Source organism: Deltaproteobacteria bacterium RBG_16_64_85, assembly GCA_001798885.1.
In the GTDB taxonomy this organism is placed as follows: domain Bacteria; phylum Desulfobacterota; class Deferrimicrobia; order Deferrimicrobiales; family Deferrimicrobiaceae; genus FEB-35.
In genome coordinates this window covers 45,181-61,041 of record MGQW01000080.1, presented here as the reverse complement: position 1 = coordinate 61,041, position 15,861 = coordinate 45,181, and the positions used below count along the sequence as shown (strand labels likewise).

Below are 15,861 nucleotides of genomic sequence, written 5' to 3'. Positions count from 1 at the left end.
AATGTCTTTTATTCATCGAAGGTTAACTGCGGTAATCCGTGTGGACGACCTGGAATCGACAGCATCATGCAACAAAATAAGCAACAAGAGGAGAACATTGTGCAACGTTTTTACAAGCTGGTTCCATTGGCGTTGCACATGGGCATCGTCCTCTCCATTAAAAAGTTTAAGAACGTCCCTGGCTTTAGTAACTCTATTTGCCGCGGATGACGGCAAGGGTATACCGGTCGGTGTTCAGCACCTTCGCGGCCACCCGGTTCACCTCTTCCAGGGTCACGGCCTGGATCTTTTCCGGAGCACGGAACGTCTCCTCGTAGCCGATGCCGTAGAGCTCGTTGTACATCATTTTCCCGGCGTATGCGGAATTGCTCTGCAGTCCGATCTCGTAGGTGCCGATCATCCACTTCTTGGCGCGCTCGAACTCCTCCCCTGTCACCCCGTCCTTCCGGGCCGACTCGATCTCCTCCAGGGTATCCCCGATCGCGGCCTCCAGCTTGTCCGCGCTGGTCCCCATGTAGAACGCGAAAAACCCGGGGTCGACCTGCTCGGAGGAGAAGGAGGTCACGGAATACGCCAGCGACTTCCTGTCCCTCAAGTTGGTGAACAGCCGCCCCCCCATCCCCGCGAGCGCAGCCCCCAGCAGGTCCATGGCGTACCGGTCGGGGTCGGTAAACCTCGCGCCGGTGTACCCGATCACGAAGTGGGCCTGCTGCTTCTCCCGCTGCTCCTCGCCGAGGCGGATCTTCGACAGCTCCGGAACCGGCATCGGCCCGATGGGGACGAAATCCTTCCGCTGGGGAAAATCGCCGAAAGCTTTCCGGACGACGGACAGCGCCTCGTCGACACCGATATCCCCGGATACGGCGATCACCAGGTTCCGCGGATCCGCCCAGCGCCGGAAAAAGTTTTCCAGGTCCTCCCGGGTCATGGCGCGGACCGTCTCTTCCTTGCCGAGGGAATTGCGGGCATACGGGTGGCTCCCGTAATGGGTCGACAGGAAGAGGAGGAAGGCCGACTGCGACAGGCTGTCCTTTTGGAGCTTGAGCCGGCCCAGGACCTCCTGCCGCTTCTTCTCCAGCTCCTTCGGGGGAAACGTCGGACCTCGGAGCGACTCGGAGAACAGGCGGAACCCCTGCTCGATATCCTTCCGCAGGAACCTCGCCTGCAGGCCGAAGGAGTTCCTTCCGGAGAAGCCCGACAGGTCCGCGGCCATGTTTTCCACGGCCTCCGAAATTTCCTGCGCGGTCCGCTCTTTCGTCCCCTTCGTCATCATCTCGGCGGTCATGATGGAGATCCCGTTCTGCTCCGGGGTTTCGGCCCGCAGGCCCCCCAGAAACCCCGCTTCGACGGCCACCACCGGGACGGCGTGGTTCTCCCGCACGATCACCCGGATGCCGTTCTCCAGCACCTCTTTCCTGACGATGGCGCTCTCGCTTCCGGGCTTCGTCGCCGTCCTTGCCGTCGCCTCCTTCCAGGCCTCCCCGGCGAACTTCCGGACCTCCGCTTCCGTCAGGATCCCTCCGTCGCCGCGCGGCACCACGAAGGAAACACTGAGCCTCTCCGGCTTCAGGTACTTTTTCGCCACCCGGACGATGTCCTCGGCGGTCACCGCCCGGATCTTCTGAAGGTACTTCTGCTCGAACGCGGCGTCGCCCAGCGTCACCTCGAAGGAGCCGATGTGGCCCGCCAGCGATCCCTGGGACTCCAGGGAATAGACGAAGTGGCTCTCCGTCTGCGTCTTGGCGCGGGCCAGCTCATCCCCCTCCGGCGGCGATGCGGTCATCCCGAAGACCTGTACGAGGATCTCGCGAAGCGCCTCCGGGGCCTTATTCGTCGCCCCCGTGGCCCCCACCATCAACAGCCCCGGGTCCTTCGGGGTATAGGAACTGGAGCTCACGGAGTCGACCCATCCGCGCTTGTCCTTCACCTCGCGGTAGAGGCGGGAGGTCTGCCCCTCGCCGAGGATCGAGGAGAGCAGGTCCCAGGCGAAGACGTCCTCGTCCCGCATGGAAGGTCCGGGGAACCCGAGGTCCAGGTAGGCCCGCTTGGCGTCCTTCTCCTGGATCTTCACGCGGATCCCTTCCTGCGGCGGCTCGGCGGGGATGTCCATGGTCGGAGCGGCGTGGCCCTTCAAGGGAAGAAACGTCTTCTCGATCATCGGCCGGGCCTTCGAAGGGTCCACGTCGCCGGCGATCACCAGCACCATGTTTCCCGGGTAGTAAAACTTCGAGAAGTAGGAAACCAGGTCGTCCCGGGTGGTTTTTTTGATCGTGTCCGCGTACCCGATCACCGGGCGCCCGTACGGGTGGACGCGATACGCCTCGCGGAAGAGGGCCTTCCACACGACCCTGCCCGGATCGTCCTCGTTCATCCGGAGCTCCTCGAGGATCACTTCCCGCTCGCGCTCGAGCTCTTCCTTGTCGAACACCGAGTTGCCCAGGGTGTCGGCCAGGATGTCCAGCGCGTTCTCCAGGTATCTCCCGGAGATCGTGATGTGGTAGACGGTCTGGTCGAAGCTCGTGTAGGCGTTGATCTCGCCCCCCAGGGCCTCGACCTCCCGCGCGATCTGGCCAGGACCGCGCCTCCTGGTCCCCTTGAACGCCATGTGCTCGAGAATGTGGGACATCCCCGCACGGCTTTCCGGCTCGGTCGTGCTCCCCGCCTTGACCCACACCTGCACCGCCACCACCGGAGAGGAAGGGTTTTCACGGATCACCACCGTCATGCCGTTCTTCAGCTTCGTTTTTTCGATCAACCTGGCTCCCTCCGGCGCGGGAGTCGCTCCCGCCGCCACCGCTGCCAACAGGATCCCCGCGAAAAGAAACACCGGAATCGCTTTATGAGTCATCATCCTCTCCGAAGACGAAGAATGCTCGAACGCCGCTTCCTATAATAACAGGAAAGGGACGGAGGGCCGTCTAAGGTTGTCCGCCGCGAGATTTCCGGATACCCTATTTGCGAAGCCCGGCCCACGACAGGAGGCCCCCATGAAGCAAAAAAGGAAACCGCCACGAGTTCGGATCCGTCCCGTCCCGAAGGCGCGCAGGACAGGCAGAAAACCACGGGTCGACAAACCGGAGGAGTTCCAGCGGATCGACCTGACCGTTCTTGCAAAACAGGGCGACGCCGAGGCCTTCCTCGCCCTTGTCCGGTTCCATTCCACCTTTAACCCGATCCCGCTCAGCCGGGACCTGATCCTGGTCTCCGGACTGGACGAGGTCACCCGCCAGAGGCTCCTCGGCCGGATGCAGCGGAAAGAGGACAACCTCCTTCGACCCTTCCCCGGCGTGAACGTGATGTTCTGGGGGGAAGGCTGGGTACAGGAAGTGCTCAACGGGTTCCTCTGGAAGAAAAGGGGACGGAAGCCCGTCCCCGACGAGAAGTTCCTGCACCGGCTGTGGGACGCAACCCGCGAAGGGGCGATGCTGCAGCTCAAGATCTACAAGAAGGCGCACGTCACCCCGTCCTCCTGGGTGCGGGTGAAATACCCGCACTTCGCCAACCTCGGGTTGACGGACACCCAGATGCTCAAGGTCGCCCGCGCGGAAGGGTGCCGCTTCGAGGAGGAGGCCTTCCTCCGCGCGATCCGGAAGTTCGAGGGAAAAGGGTAACCGCGCCTTCCACAGGCCAGGGAAAGGACTCCTCTGCATGCCCTTCCTCGAGGCTCTGGGAAAAAGATGGGAAACCCTCAAGGGCGATGTCGAGATCGCCGACGTCGGATTCCTGTTCCTCCGGGTCGCCGCCCCCGCGGGAAATTATGCCTGGCTCCTTCTCTCGGGAATACCGGAGGGGGAGGCCGGGATCTTTCACTGGATCATCCGATATTTCATCGTCTATTCCCTGTTCCTTTATCTTCTCCTGTTCCTGCTGCCCGGAAGGAAGAAAACGATCTACGGCATTTCCCTGGGCTTCGATCTCTCCTACGTATACCTCCTGGCCGCCCATTCCGGCGGCTACGACAGCAGTTTCTTCATCGGATTCTACCTCCTGACGGCCCTGCATTCCTTCTACTACGGACTTCGTGGCGGGCTTCTCGTCGCGGGGGCAAGCGCAATCGTCTACTTCTTCAGCGGGACCTCGGTCTCTGCCCTGAACCGGATCGACTTCTTCCTGCGCGTCTCCTTCCTTTTCCTCATCGCCCTTCCCCTCGGGATCCTGTCCGCGAAGCTGCGCGTGGACAAAGCCCAGATCGAATCGCTCAACGCGGAACTCCTTCGCTCGATCGAGGAATTGAAACGGCTGCAGGACAAGCTGATCCGGGCGGAGAAACTTTCCGCCCTCGGTCGCCTCACCTCGGACGTAGCCCACGAGATCCGGAACCCGCTGACCGTGATCGGGGGCTTCGCCAGGCGCCTGGAGAAACGTCTCCCGGAGAACGAGAAGCAAAAGGAGTATGCCGGGATCATCGTCTCCGAGGTCGCCCGGCTGGAGCTGATCCTGAAGGACATCCTCGCCTTCTCGAGAGAGGCGAAGCATCACCAGAGCCACACGAACCTCAACGACATCCTTACCGAGACCGGCGAAGCCATCGCCGACTTGTGCAAGGAGAAGGGGGTCCGCTCTACGATCGAAGCGGCGCCGCATCTGCCGTCCTGCGTCGTGGACAGGGACCAGGTCCGGCAGGCCGTCAACAACCTCGTGCAGAACGCCGTCGAGGCGATGCCGGCGGGGGGAACCCTGACGCTGCGGACCCGATCGATGGAGGATAACGGCGTGCCCTACATCGTCATCGACGTCGCCGACACCGGCGTCGGGATCCCGAAGGAAAAGATGGTCCGGATCTTCGAACCGTTCTATTCCAGGAAGGAGATCGGGCAGGGGACGGGCCTCGGCCTCTCGATCTGCAAAAAGATCCTGGAGGAGCACAGAGGTGTTATCAAGGTCGATAGCACGCCCGGAGAAGGATCCGTCTTCAGCCTCTGCTTTCCCTACACGCCGGCGGAAGAGGCCTTCAAGATCCAGTGCTGGGAGTACATGAAGTGCGGCGTGGAGAAGTCCGCCGATGCCGGCAGGAGCTGCCCTGCGTACCCCAATTACGGGAGGATCTGCTGGTCGGTGGCGGGAACCTTCTCCGAAACGAGGGTGCAGGGGGTAATGGCGCAGAAACTCGGCGACTGCAGGAAATGCGAGTACTACATCCGGGTGGAAGTGACGAGAGACCTATAAACCGGAAGAGGGCTGCCGGCCGGGCTTCCACAGGCGGGCCAGCAGCGCCGTGAGGCAGATCGCAAGAACCAGCCGCGCCCCCAGCATGATCCATGCGCTCCCCCCGATCACCACGAAGATCAGGGTGTCCTCCACCACGGCGTGGCACGTCGCCAGGAACAGGCCCATCAGAAAAAGCTCGCGCGACGGGAGGCGCTTTTCCTGCGCGACGCGGATGATGATCCCCGCGCCGTAGGCGATCCCCAGGAAGACCCCTGTGAAAAGGGGAAGGGCGGCCTCCCGGGTCAACCCGATGCCCCGCATGAGAGGATCCACCGCCTCCCCGGTCCGCCGGAAAACGGGCAGGTAGCGCAAAAGCTCGAAGAGCGTCACCAGCGGAACGATGATGAGGACCAGTTTCCCGGCGAGTTTCAGGGCCCCCAGGAGGGCGACGGCCACCGCGTCCATCATCCCGAGGCCATCCGGTGGACGATGTGAAACGCGAGCCCCGACGCCGCCGAGAGGCAGAACCGGCAAAGGGTGAGGAATCCCCCGCGCGCGCCGGTGCTCTTCAAAACCCCGCCTTCCACCACCAGGTTGTGGGCGACCCCCATCATGAGGCCGCACTGGGTCACCTGGAAAGCGTCGAGGTGAAGCGGGACGAGAATGGCGATCGCGGCGTAGAGGTTGAGAAGGAACGCAGCGATGAAGGCGAATGCGGCCTCGCCGGGGAGGCCGAACAGCCCCATCACCGGCGCGAAGAAGCCGCCCAGGACCTCGATGACGGGGGTCCGCTTGAGAAGGTCCACCGCGACGTAAAGGGGGACGGTGATCTTGAGGATCTGGAGGGCGGTCCGCAGCCCGGCGTCGAAGCCGGTGCGGAGCCGGGCGCGGAGATCGGGAACCGTCCCCTCCGCGCCGCGCCCGGGTTCCTGTGCGCGATTCACTTGACCGCGATCAGCTCGACTTCGAAGAGGAGCGTGGCGTTCGGCCCGATTTCACGCCCCGCGCCGCGCTCGCCGTAGGCGAGGCTCGACGGGACGAAGAGCTGCCACTTGTCGCCTTCCTTCATCTTCTGCAGCGCCTCGGTCCATCCGGGGATCACGCCGTTGACGGGGAAGGTCACCGTCTGACCGCGCTTGTAGGAGCTGTCGAACTCGGTCCCGTCGATCAGGGTGCCGCGGTAGTGGGTCTCCACCGTGTCGGCAAGCGCAGGGGTCTTGCCTTTACCCGACCGGATCGCCTTGTATTGCAGGCCGGAAGGCAGCGTGACCACCCCCTCCTTCTTTCCGTTTTCGGCCAGGAACGCCTCTCCCTCCTTTTTGTTCTTTTCCGCCAGCTTTTGTATGGCCTCGGCCTGTTTCTCCATCAGATCCTTTTGAAGGGCGGTCATCGCGGCGTGGTACTCCTCTTCGCTCATCAGGGTCTTCTCACCGGAGAAGGCATCCCTCATCCCCTTCGAGACCAGGTCGGCGTCCACGTCGACCGCGTCCCTTTTGAGGTTTTTCCCGATACTCATCCCGATGCCGTAGCTGACCTTGTCCTTCTGGGTCTTCAGCACGACCGCCTCCTCCGCCCATGCCGTGCCTGCCAAGAGCGCGATCCCGAACGCCGCCACCCAGCGAAATCCCATGGAAGCTCCTTTCCTCCTGCCGGCTCGTCCCGTTTTACAGGGGGAATTTTATCACCCGGGGATGCGGCTGTCACCCGGCGGCGCGAGCGGACGCCGGCCCCGAAAAACACCTTGACACCTCCCTACGATAATGCGATGAAACAATTTCTCGATGAAGCCGGAAGTCGCCAGAATCCTCCAGGGAGCCGACACCGCCCGCTGGAAGGAAGTGGGCGTGGAATACGGAAACCGGGTCCTTTCGATCCGCGTCCCGGAGAACTCCACCGTTCTGGAGATGAAGGAGCATCCGGCGCTCCCGGATCCCAAGGCGGCGATCGAGGCCTCCCTTCGCCACCCCATCGGCACGCAGACCTTGCCGGACCTCCTGAAAGGGAAGGGGAAGCCCGCCGACCATCTGACGGTCTGCATCGCCACGTCCGACATTACCCGGCCCGTGCCCTACAAGGGAGAATCGGGAATCCTGCCCCCCCTCCTGGAGGCGTTGCACCGGGCCGGGGTCAATAGGGAGAACGTGACGCTCCTGGTGGGCACGGGGACGCACCGGCCGAGCACCGCGGAAGAAAAAGTCGCCATGTTCGGGGAGCCGGTCGCGGCGCAGTACCGGATCATCGACCACGACTGCGACGACGAATCGATGCTGGTCCACGTCGGAAAAACCCGCCGGGGCACCGAAATCCACCTCAACCGGTTCTTCTGCGAGGCGGACCTGAAGATCGCCACCGGGTTGGTGGAGAGCCACTTCATGGCCGGGGTCTCCGCGGGAAGGAAAGCGATCTGCCCCGCCCTGGTCAGCAGGAAGACCGTCGAGATCTTTCACGGGGCGGAATTCCTCGACTCGCCCCTTGCCACGAACCTGGTCCTGGACGGAAACCCCTGCCACGATGAGTCGCTGGAGATCGCCCGGACGTCGGGGGTCGATTTCATCGTCAACACGGTGCTGAACCGGCGCCTGGAGCTGATCGGCGTCCATTCCGGCGACCTGGTGGAGTCGCACGCAAGGGCCGTCGAGCTGGTCCGGGACGTCGTCGCCATTCCGGTCGACGAAGAGTTCGACATCGTGCTGACGCACGGGGGATACGTCGGCATCAACCACTACCAGAACGCCAAGGCCGCCGTGAATGCGCTGCCGATCGTCCGGAAAAACGGATTCATCCTCCTGGCCGCCTGCGAGCGAGACGAGGACCCCGTGGGGCCGTCCACCTACAAGACGCTGCTGCACCTGCTGAAGCTCCAGGGTCCCGAGGGCTACCTCTCCATGCTGCGGAGCCCTTCCTGGAAGTTCACCCGGGACCAGTGGGAGCCACAGATGTGGGCGAAGGTGATCCGGAAGATCGGCGAAGAAGGCATCCTCTACTGCTCGCCGATCCTCACGGAAAAGGAGCACGAGATCGTTCCGGGCGTCATGGGATGGGACTTCCTGACGGCTCGCAGCTACAAGGACGATGCCGAAAGAGCCCGGGAGATGGTCCAGAACGCTGTCCTCTTCGCAGTGAATCATCCGAAATGGGGAGGCGCCCTTCCCTCCTTCGCCTTCCTTGCGGAAGGCCCCTACGCCGTGCCGGTCCTCAAGTCCGCACCGGCTGCTACGTAACCCTCCAGACGAACGATGACCGGAACGGTCGCGGGGCGCCTCACCCGGATCTTCCACGCGGCACTTGCTGCCGTCGACCCGGCCCGGCTGGTGAAGGAGGCGCTGCGGGCCGGACCGGAAGGGCTGTCGTTCGCTTCCGGCGGGACCGTTGCCTCCGCGCCGTGGGCCGGCACGAGAAACATCTACCTGGTCGGCGGGGGGAAAGCCGGAAGGACGATGGGGGAAGCGGCCCTCGCGGTCATCGGGAAGAGGGTTGCGGCCGGCGCGCTGGCCTGCCCGGCGGGGAGCGGGGGAAGCGCGGGGGCGTTGCGGTTCATCGAGGCGGGGCACCCCCTGCCCGACAGCGGAAGCCTTTCGGCGGCGCGCGAAATCCTTTCCCTCCTTTCGCGGGCGGGAGAAGGAGACCTCGTGATCGCCCTGATCTCCGGCGGCGGCTCCGCCATGCTCTCTGCCCCCGTCGAAGGGGTTTCCCCCGAGGAAAAGGCGACCCTGTCGAAGCTCCTCCTGCGCGCGGGGGCCGACATCGCATCGTTCAATACGGTTCGCAAGCACCTCTCGCTGGTCAAGGGGGGCCGGGCGGCCCGGGCGGCGGTTCCCGCGCGGGTGTGGGCACTCCTCCTCTCCGACGTCCCCGGGGACGACCCTTCCGTCATCGCGTCGGGACCGTTCTCCCCCGACCCGACGACCTATGGGGATGCGCTGGAGATCCTGTCCCGCCCGGGGATCCTTCACGAGGTCCCCCGCAGCGTGCTCCGGCATCTCGAGGCGGCGGCGGCCGGAGAGGTGAGCGAGACCCCGAAGCCCGGCGATCCCGTATTCGCGTCGGTGAGCTGCGCCGTCGTGGGATCGAACCGCACGGCCCTCGAGGCGGCGGCGGCGGCGGCGAAAACCGAGGGGCTGAGTCCCATCCGCCTCCTGCCGGGATTTCTATCGGGCGAAGCCAGGGGATGCGCAAAGTCCTTCGTCGCGGAAATGCGACTTCTTTCGTCTTCCCTTGCGCCGGGCGGGACCGCCGTTCTCCTTGCCGGCGGGGAGACCACCGTCAACGTGAAGGGAACAGGAAAAGGAGGGCGCAGCCAGGAGTTCGCGCTGTCGGCGGCGCTCGAACTTTCCGGAACCGTGGGGCTGACGGTACTTTGCGGAGGGACCGACGGAGTCGACGGGCCCACCGACGCCGCAGGGGCGATCGCCGACGGATCCACTTGCGGCCGGGCGGAGGAGGAAGGCCTGTCCCCCCGTTCTTTCCTGGAAAACAACGACGCCTATTCCTTTTTCCGGGCAATCGGAGACCTCGTCGTCACCGGCCCCACGGGGACCAACGTCGCCGATGTCGCCATCGGGCTGGTTTCGAAGACGTAAGGCGGTTCTGCCGACACCGTCAGGAAGACTTCAGCGGAAAACGATTTTCCCGCCTGTCAGCGGACCCAGGCCGGAGAGGAAGCGGTCCTGGTTGCGGAACAGCACTGCCCGGAGGCCCCGGGAGGCGGCACGCTCCACGTGCCCGGAATTGTCATCCACGAACAGCGCTTCCCCGGGAGCCACGCCCAGGGCGCAGACCGTGTCGTCGAAGATCGTCGCGTCGCGCTTCCCCTTACCGAGACGGTAACTGTTGAACACCCGGTCGAACTCGAGGAAGAACCGATCGCGCGCGTCGAGCCGCTCCAGCCAGTCGGTCTGGTCGCTCAGGATCGCCGTGAGGAAGCCGTCGGCGCGCAGCGCCCGCACGGCCGCAAGCATCCGGGGGCGCAGGACGAAACGCCGCAGGATCTCTCCGGTGAGATCGGAATCCTCCCCCGCAATGCCGGTCTTTCGACGCAGAACGTCCCAATAGTCGGTTTCCGTCCCGCGCCCCGTGATATAGCCCGTCTCATAGATCACGTCCGAAGCCATCGTGAATAACTCCGCGGGATCCAGCCCGTGGCGGAGGGCAATCGCCTCGAGCCCCTCCCGGAACCCTTCGGCGGCCAGCACCCCGCCGAAATCGAAGATCACCGCCCGTATCGGCATTTCGGCCCGCGTCACTTGAGGGTCCGGAACAGGTTACTGTAATCGTCGGTCCACAGGCGCACGTCTTCCCTCGCCGCAAGGGGCTTCCCGGCATCCGTAAGGGAAGGCCCGTCGAACCATCGTCGATCCCCCGACACGAGGATCCAGGTCGACCCGTAGGTGCCGCTCCCTTCTTCGTCTTCCGTGTCCACCACCACGGCTCCCTTTCCCATCGATTCCGCCGCGCGCCATACGACAGGTTTCAAATCCAGGTACTTGTTCGACACGTGCACCGCCAGGATCCCGCTCTCCTTCAGATGCCGGAAATAGAGATCGAACGCCTCCCGGGTCAGGAGGTGGACGGGGATCGAGTCGCCGGAGAAGGCGTCCACAGCAAGGACGTCGAAATCCTGGGGCGGCTCCCCCTCCAGGGAAAGGCGGGCGTCGCCCAACACGATGTCGACCTTCGCCCCGGAATCCCGCAGGTAGCTGAACTCCGTGTCCGCCAACCGGACGACCAACGGGTTGATCTCGTAGAAGCGGTAGGTGTCCCCCGGCCTTCCGTACGCGGCGATCGTCCCCGCGCCAAGGCCGACGACGCCGACGCGCCGGGGAGTCCCCCGCCTGCGGTCGAGCAACGCGAACCCCACACCCGACTTCGTGCCATAGTAGGTGGTCGGCTGTCGCCGCCGCACGGGCGAGAGGAATTGCCTGCCGTGCGTGATGGTGCCGTGGACCAGCGTGCGCATCGCGTTGCCGCTGTCCGGGGAGCCCGAATCGCTCACCTTCAACCCCCCGTAGAAATTCCGGGCCAGCACCCGCGCGTCCCGGGTCGTCTCCCGGATCTGCCATGCCAGCAGGCCCGCAAGCCCCACCGTACAGATCGCGGCGAACAAAAGCCCCGCCGCCCACCGCCGGCGATTCGACGAATCCAGCGGCCGGAGCCGGGACAGGACGACCAGGGACAGGGCGGCGCAGGCGGCGATCCCCGCCGGTAGTTCGTAGATTCCACGGAAGCCGTACGGCGCAACAAGGCCGACGAAGACCCCGCCCACCGCTCCCCCCAGCGAAATCATCAGGTAATAGGAGGTGAGGTGGCGGGGAGGCGGCTTCATCCTGGCCAGCTCGCCATGGCACACCATGCAGCAGACGAAGAGCCCACCGGTAAAAAGGGGGATCAAAATCGAAAGCCTTTCGGTCTCATGCCCCTTGGAGAGCAGAAAGGACATCCCCCCGAGCGCCAAGGCAAGGAGCGGCAGGTACGCGCTTCGGCGGTACCGGCCCTCCCCGGAGAAGCACAGGATGAAGCTCAGCAGGTAAAGGGATAAAGGGAGCACCCACAGAAACGGGATCGCCGCGACGTTCTGCGTGAGATGGTTGGTGACGGCCAGCAGCATCGTCGACGCGCAGGCCGCAAGGGCCATCCAGAGGGCCCGCACCCCCCACCTCGGTTTCGCGTCCCCCTCCTCCGCGGCCACGCCCGGCCGCTCGGGTTCGTCCTTCCGGCTGCGCAGCGCCACCGCCGCGCACAGGAGGCCAAAGACCAGGAAACCCGCCGACCATCCCTGCGCCTGGCGCCGGACGGCAAAAAACGGCTCGATGAGCACGGGGTAGGAGAGAAGGGCAATCATCGAGCCGGCGTTCGAAAGCGCGAAAAGGCGGTAGGGCATCGCGCCCCGATAGGTCCGGACGTACCAGGCCTGCAGCAGAGGGCTGGTCGTCGAGAGCAGCAGGTAGGGCGGCCCGACGGTGGCCGAAAGGAGCGCCAGGATCCGCAGGGTCGGATCCTGGGAAGGAGCCGGTTTCCAGCCGCCGCCGGGGACGATCGGCAGCAGGAAGAGACAGATCGCCAGGAGGGAGATGTGCAGAAGCACCTGACCCTTCGGCTTCAGGAACCGGATCGATGCGTCCGCGTAGAAGTAGCCGAGAAGGAGAACCACCTGGAAGAACAGCATGCACGTGGTCCAGACCGCCGCCGATCCGCCGAACCACGGCAGGATCATCTTCGCGATGAGCAGTTGCACCTGGAACAGCAGGAACGCGCTGAGGAAGATCGTGGCGGCGTACACGGACGGGCCGCGGACCTACTTCCTCTTCATCCCCGGCGGGATCTTTCCGAACAGCTGCCCCGTACGCAGGACCGGCCTGCCGTCGAGGTAGAGCTCCCCCTCCCGCCGCAGGTCCTTGATCATGTCCCAGTGGACCGCGGAGTCGTTCCTTCCCCCGGACTCCGGGTAGGAGCGCCCGATGGCCAGGTGGATCGTCCCTCCCATCTTCTCGTCGAGGAGGATGTCCCGCGTGAAGGAAGTCACCCCGGCGTTGGCGCCGATGCCGAACTCGCCCAGGACGCGGGCTCCCGGGTCGGCGGCCAGCATCTCCTTGAGGATCGACTCGTTCTTGTCGGCGGAGGCCCCGACGACTTTTCCTTTCCGGAAGGTCAGCCGGATGCCGGAAACCTCGCGGCCGCCGTAGATCGCCGGGAACTCGTAGGAGATCGTCCCTTCCGTGGAGCTCTCCACCGGCGCCGTGAAAATCTCCCCGTCCGGCATGTTGCAGTCGCCCGCGCAGGGGATCGCCGTGCGGCCCTTGATGGAAAAGGAGAGATCGGTGTCCTTCCCCACGATCCGCACCCGCGCGCTCTTTTCCAGGATCCTCTTCGCGCGGAGGAACATTTTTCCCATCGCAGCCCAGTCCTGGTCCACGGCCCGGTAGTACAGCTTCTCGTACTCCGGGAGGGACCGGTCCGTTTCCTGTGCAAGCGCTTCGGTCGGGAAGTTGGTCAGCACCCAGCGGACCCGGCGCAGGACGATCTCGGAGATCGGCTTGGTCGCCTTCCGCCTGTCGGCCAGTTTCTTCGGGGGGATGTGGCTCAAGGCCCGGGTGTTGCCCGGGGCGAGGATGACGATATCGGCGTCGATCCTCTTCGCTTCGTACCGCTTCGTCGGCGGCAGGTGGGCGATCTGCGCCTCTGCGGCCTCCTCGAAGAAGATCCGCTGGGCATCCTCGAACCCCACGGACAGCAGCGGGTGCGCACCCGCGCGCAGCACCTCGCGGAAGACCTCCAGCGACAGGGGACGGGCCAGATCGCTGCACGAGATCCGGACGATCTCCCCCTTCTTCGCCTTCACCGAGTGGTGGACCAGGATGCCGGCGAGCCGCCGGACCTGCGCCTCAGAGCCCATAAATCTCCTTGTCCGCCGGGTATTCCACCGTGAACGACAGCCCCAGCTTCCTTTTTTCTCCCGGCGCGAGCGGAAGCTCCCACCGGACCTCGCCGCCCTCGCCGACCTTGCCGCCGCCGGCGACTTCGACGTCCTTCACCACGATGTCCTTGTGGCGGGGAAGAGGGACACGGTCGAGCACCGTGAGCGGGACGGTTTCCTTCCGGTAATTGGCCACCTCGATCTCGAACCGGAACCGGAGCCGTTTCATCTTGGAGAAGACCCCGCCCTCCTCCCGCTTCCTCTCGATTTCCCTGCGCCGCACCTGGACGGCGTCATCCTTCCCGAAGTCGATCGTGAACTCCGCGCCTTCCGGGATGTCCTGCAGGCGGCCCTTCCCCGCGTACGCATCCTCTACAAAGAGCCCCGCGGAGGAGGAGAGGACCGGCAGCCCGCTCTCGTTTCTCCCTTCGGCGGAAAGAAATCCCCCTTCGGCGATCCACGGGATCGAGCGCCATGCAACTTTCGCCTTCTGTTCGTGGCGGGCCAGCGCAAAGGTCTTTTTCTCCCCGCTGCCGGGGAGTGCGTGCATTCCTTCAAGGGTCACGTCGAAGGATGCGAACCGGCGTTCGGGAGCGGACGGGGCTTCCTCCTTCGCTTCCGATTCCAGCGCTGCCGGGGAACCCGCCCTCAGCGCATCCTGCGCCTGCATTTTCATCATCGGCCGCGCGATGGGGGGCGCGGGAAAATCGATGTTCCAGGGGGGGAGGGGAAGCGGCGGAAGCTGGGCCGTCCGTCCGGGTCTTCCGGTGGAGAAGGTGAATGCCGCCTCCTTCCAGTCCTCGCCCGTGCGCTGCCACGCCTCGCCCAGCAGCTCGAAGGAGAGATTTCCCGTCCCGGGGAGAAGCCGCACGTTGTACCGCGGGATGAACCCCGCCGCAGGGACCAGGTAACTCACGGCGATGCGGCCCGCAGCGGGGCGGGCAAGCTCGATCCGGATCGCTTTCTCCTGCGTGGGCCGGGCGGGGCGGATCTTGTCCAACTCCTGCCGGACCGCTGCGATCTTCCTGTCATAGTCCCGGACGGCGCGCTCCCTCTCCAGGATCCTCTCGTCGATGGCCTGGGCCCGGGAGCGGAAAAGCGAAAGCGAGGCCTCGATCTCGGCGGTCGTCAGACGGGGCTGACGAACGCTCTTCCGCGCGTCGGCCTCCTCCCCGGGCGAGAAAACCGACCGGACGCCGCTCTCCAGAAGCTCCTTCTCCTTCCTGTCGTCACGGATGGCCTCTTCCGCGCCGCGCTTGCCTTCGGAGAGCTCCTCGAACTTCCGCTCCAACTCCTTGACCCGCCCGCTCGCGGCTTCCGTCCGGAAGATGTCTTCCGAGGAGACCCCGGCGATCCTCGCGGCGCCGCTCAGCACCTTCACGGAGATCGACTCCGGAAAGAGGGTGGAGGAAAGGCCCGGAAGAACTACCGTCCCCGTCGGCGCGTCCACGTCGACCAGGCGGGTCACTTCCGCCAGATCCGGATAGAGAACCACTTTCCCCACGCGGGAGGTGATCTCGGCCGCACACAGCGGAGTCCATGGAAAGGTTGCCGACAGGAAGAGAACCAGACTTGCCGGGAAAAGAAACCGTCGCATCGCGCACCTCGCCTGCGGCAGGAATCGACGCATCCTGGCCGCGAAAGGATGGACCGCCGAAACCGGAAGAAAGTTCCCGGCGCGTAAAAGACGTGCGGCCGTACGCGGGATTATTCCCCCCGCTTGACCTCCTCGATGGCGGCCATCTTCTTCCTGGCTTGCTCGACCTTCCTCCGGGCGCGGGCCAGGACCTCGCCGTCGACCGACTCCCGGTTGAAGGCGTAGCACGTGTCGACCAGGACGGGAGACTGGAGACCGAGCTGGCGGTTCTCCTCCAGGTCCAGCGCGAGGACCCCTTCCCACTTCTGCCCGTGGATGCTGTACGACCCCACGAAGATCGACCGGAAGGTGGACTCGATCATCTCGTAGACGTGGGTGCAGCCCAGGTTCCGGGGGATGCGCTCCTTGACCTTCTTCAGCCCCCCGCGCTCGAGGACCCCGATCCCCTTCAAGGAGGAAAGCATCTCGAGGGGTTTCTTCTCGCAGCACGGATAGGGGATCCGTTCCATCTCCCCCCCGACCTCCTCGATGTGGAATTTGTCGTCCAGGAGGATGGCCAGGTTCATGTCGTGGTAGTCGTCGTGCATCCGGGACAGGGCGAGCATCTTTCCGTCATCCAGTTTGTACATCTCGCACTTCACGATCCGCCCGAAGACCTGCTTGTGGTGCTTGGCCAGTGCCGTGATCGCCTCGTAGTCCATTCCCC

The 15,861-nt window shown here is 64.7% G+C and carries 11 protein-coding genes and 2 pseudogenes; 4 read left to right on the top strand and 9 right to left on the bottom strand.

The features are described from left to right. Positions 1-193 precede the first annotated feature (193 nt). Complete coding sequence (locus tag A2Z13_06940; protein OGP76744.1) at positions 194-2,848, bottom strand: hypothetical protein; 2,655 nt, start codon at positions 2,846-2,848, stop codon at positions 194-196. A gap of 139 nt (positions 2,849-2,987) precedes the next feature. Between A2Z13_06940 and A2Z13_06935 the strand changes: the two genes are divergently transcribed. Both A2Z13_06935 and A2Z13_06930 read left to right on the top strand, forming a co-directional pair. Next, positions 2,988-3,611: a hypothetical protein gene (locus A2Z13_06935; GenBank protein ID OGP76743.1), complete on the top strand. Its 624-nt coding sequence runs from the start codon at positions 2,988-2,990 to the stop codon at positions 3,609-3,611. Positions 3,612-3,648: 37 nt separating this feature from the next. Next, a complete protein-coding gene (locus A2Z13_06930; GenBank protein ID OGP76742.1) occupies positions 3,649-5,166 on the top strand; it encodes a hypothetical protein in 1,518 nt (505 codons plus the stop codon). On the opposite strand, the gene A2Z13_06925 is transcribed toward A2Z13_06930, so the two are convergent. Genes A2Z13_06925 through A2Z13_06915 form a run of 3 tightly spaced genes read right to left on the bottom strand, consistent with a single transcriptional unit; the run spans position 5,161 to position 6,778 of the window. After that, complete coding sequence (locus A2Z13_06925) at positions 5,161-5,613, bottom strand: hypothetical protein (GenBank protein ID OGP76795.1); 453 nt, start codon at positions 5,611-5,613, stop codon at positions 5,161-5,163. The genes A2Z13_06930 and A2Z13_06925 overlap by 6 nt on opposite strands. Continuing rightward, complete coding sequence (locus tag A2Z13_06920) at positions 5,613-6,092, bottom strand: hypothetical protein (GenBank protein OGP76741.1); 480 nt, start codon at positions 6,090-6,092, stop codon at positions 5,613-5,615. Before A2Z13_06920 ends, A2Z13_06925 begins: the two co-directional genes overlap by 1 nt. Then, a complete protein-coding gene (locus A2Z13_06915; protein ID OGP76740.1) occupies positions 6,089-6,778 on the bottom strand; it encodes a hypothetical protein in 690 nt (229 codons plus the stop codon). The genes A2Z13_06920 and A2Z13_06915 overlap by 4 nt, the downstream gene beginning before the upstream one ends. A 151-nt stretch (positions 6,779-6,929) precedes the next feature. Here A2Z13_06915 and A2Z13_06910 point away from each other — a divergent pair, with 151 nt between their 5' ends. Both A2Z13_06910 and A2Z13_06905 read left to right on the top strand, forming a co-directional pair. Continuing rightward, on the top strand, positions 6,930-8,369 hold the full coding sequence (locus tag A2Z13_06910) for a hypothetical protein (GenBank protein OGP76739.1): 1,440 nt from the start codon (positions 6,930-6,932) through the stop codon (positions 8,367-8,369). A 15-nt stretch (positions 8,370-8,384) separates the two neighbouring features. Then, positions 8,385-9,728, top strand: coding sequence for a hypothetical protein (locus tag A2Z13_06905; GenBank protein OGP76738.1), 1,344 nt, complete (start codon positions 8,385-8,387; stop codon positions 9,726-9,728). Between the two features lie 30 nt (positions 9,729-9,758). Here the strand turns inward: A2Z13_06905 and A2Z13_06900 are convergent, their stop codons facing one another. From A2Z13_06900 to A2Z13_06880, 5 genes and pseudogenes are all read right to left on the bottom strand, one after another. Beyond that, entirely contained in the window at positions 9,759-10,376 is a 618-nt protein-coding gene (locus A2Z13_06900; GenBank protein ID OGP76737.1) for a hypothetical protein, read from the bottom strand. Positions 10,377-10,387: 11 nt separating this feature from the next. Continuing rightward, positions 10,388-12,454, bottom strand: a pseudogene (locus A2Z13_06895) (hypothetical protein). A 24-nt stretch (positions 12,455-12,478) separates the two neighbouring features. Beyond that, positions 12,479-13,537, bottom strand: a pseudogene (locus A2Z13_06890) (hypothetical protein). Continuing rightward, the gene (locus A2Z13_06885) at positions 13,527-15,155 is read right to left on the bottom strand and encodes a hypothetical protein (protein ID OGP76736.1); all 1,629 of its coding nucleotides are present in this window, start codon (positions 15,153-15,155) and stop codon (positions 13,527-13,529) included. The pseudogene A2Z13_06890 and the gene A2Z13_06885 overlap by 11 nt, the downstream one beginning before the upstream one ends. A 110-nt stretch (positions 15,156-15,265) precedes the next feature. Continuing rightward, the gene (locus A2Z13_06880; GenBank protein ID OGP76735.1) at positions 15,266-15,856 is read right to left on the bottom strand and encodes a hypothetical protein; all 591 of its coding nucleotides are present in this window, start codon (positions 15,854-15,856) and stop codon (positions 15,266-15,268) included. Positions 15,857-15,861: the final 5 nt, after the last annotated feature.

Coding starts and splice junctions, on each gene's coding strand:
- A2Z13_06940 (OGP76744.1), bottom strand. CDS start 2,848: ATGACTCATAAAGCGATTCCGGTGTTTCTTTTCGCGGGGATCCTGTTG.
- A2Z13_06935 (OGP76743.1), top strand. CDS start 2,988: ATGAAGCAAAAAAGGAAACCGCCACGAGTTCGGATCCGTCCCGTCCCG.
- A2Z13_06930 (OGP76742.1), top strand. CDS start 3,649: ATGCCCTTCCTCGAGGCTCTGGGAAAAAGATGGGAAACCCTCAAGGGC.
- A2Z13_06925 (OGP76795.1), bottom strand. CDS start 5,613: ATGGACGCGGTGGCCGTCGCCCTCCTGGGGGCCCTGAAACTCGCCGGG.
- A2Z13_06915 (OGP76740.1), bottom strand. CDS start 6,778: ATGGGATTTCGCTGGGTGGCGGCGTTCGGGATCGCGCTCTTGGCAGGC.
- A2Z13_06910 (OGP76739.1), top strand. CDS start 6,930: ATGAAGCCGGAAGTCGCCAGAATCCTCCAGGGAGCCGACACCGCCCGC.
- A2Z13_06905 (OGP76738.1), top strand. CDS start 8,385: ATGACCGGAACGGTCGCGGGGCGCCTCACCCGGATCTTCCACGCGGCA.
- A2Z13_06900 (OGP76737.1), bottom strand. CDS start 10,376: ATGCCGATACGGGCGGTGATCTTCGATTTCGGCGGGGTGCTGGCCGCC.
- A2Z13_06885 (OGP76736.1), bottom strand. CDS start 15,155: ATGCGACGGTTTCTTTTCCCGGCAAGTCTGGTTCTCTTCCTGTCGGCA.
- A2Z13_06880 (OGP76735.1), bottom strand. CDS start 15,856: ATGGACTACGAGGCGATCACGGCACTGGCCAAGCACCACAAGCAGGTC.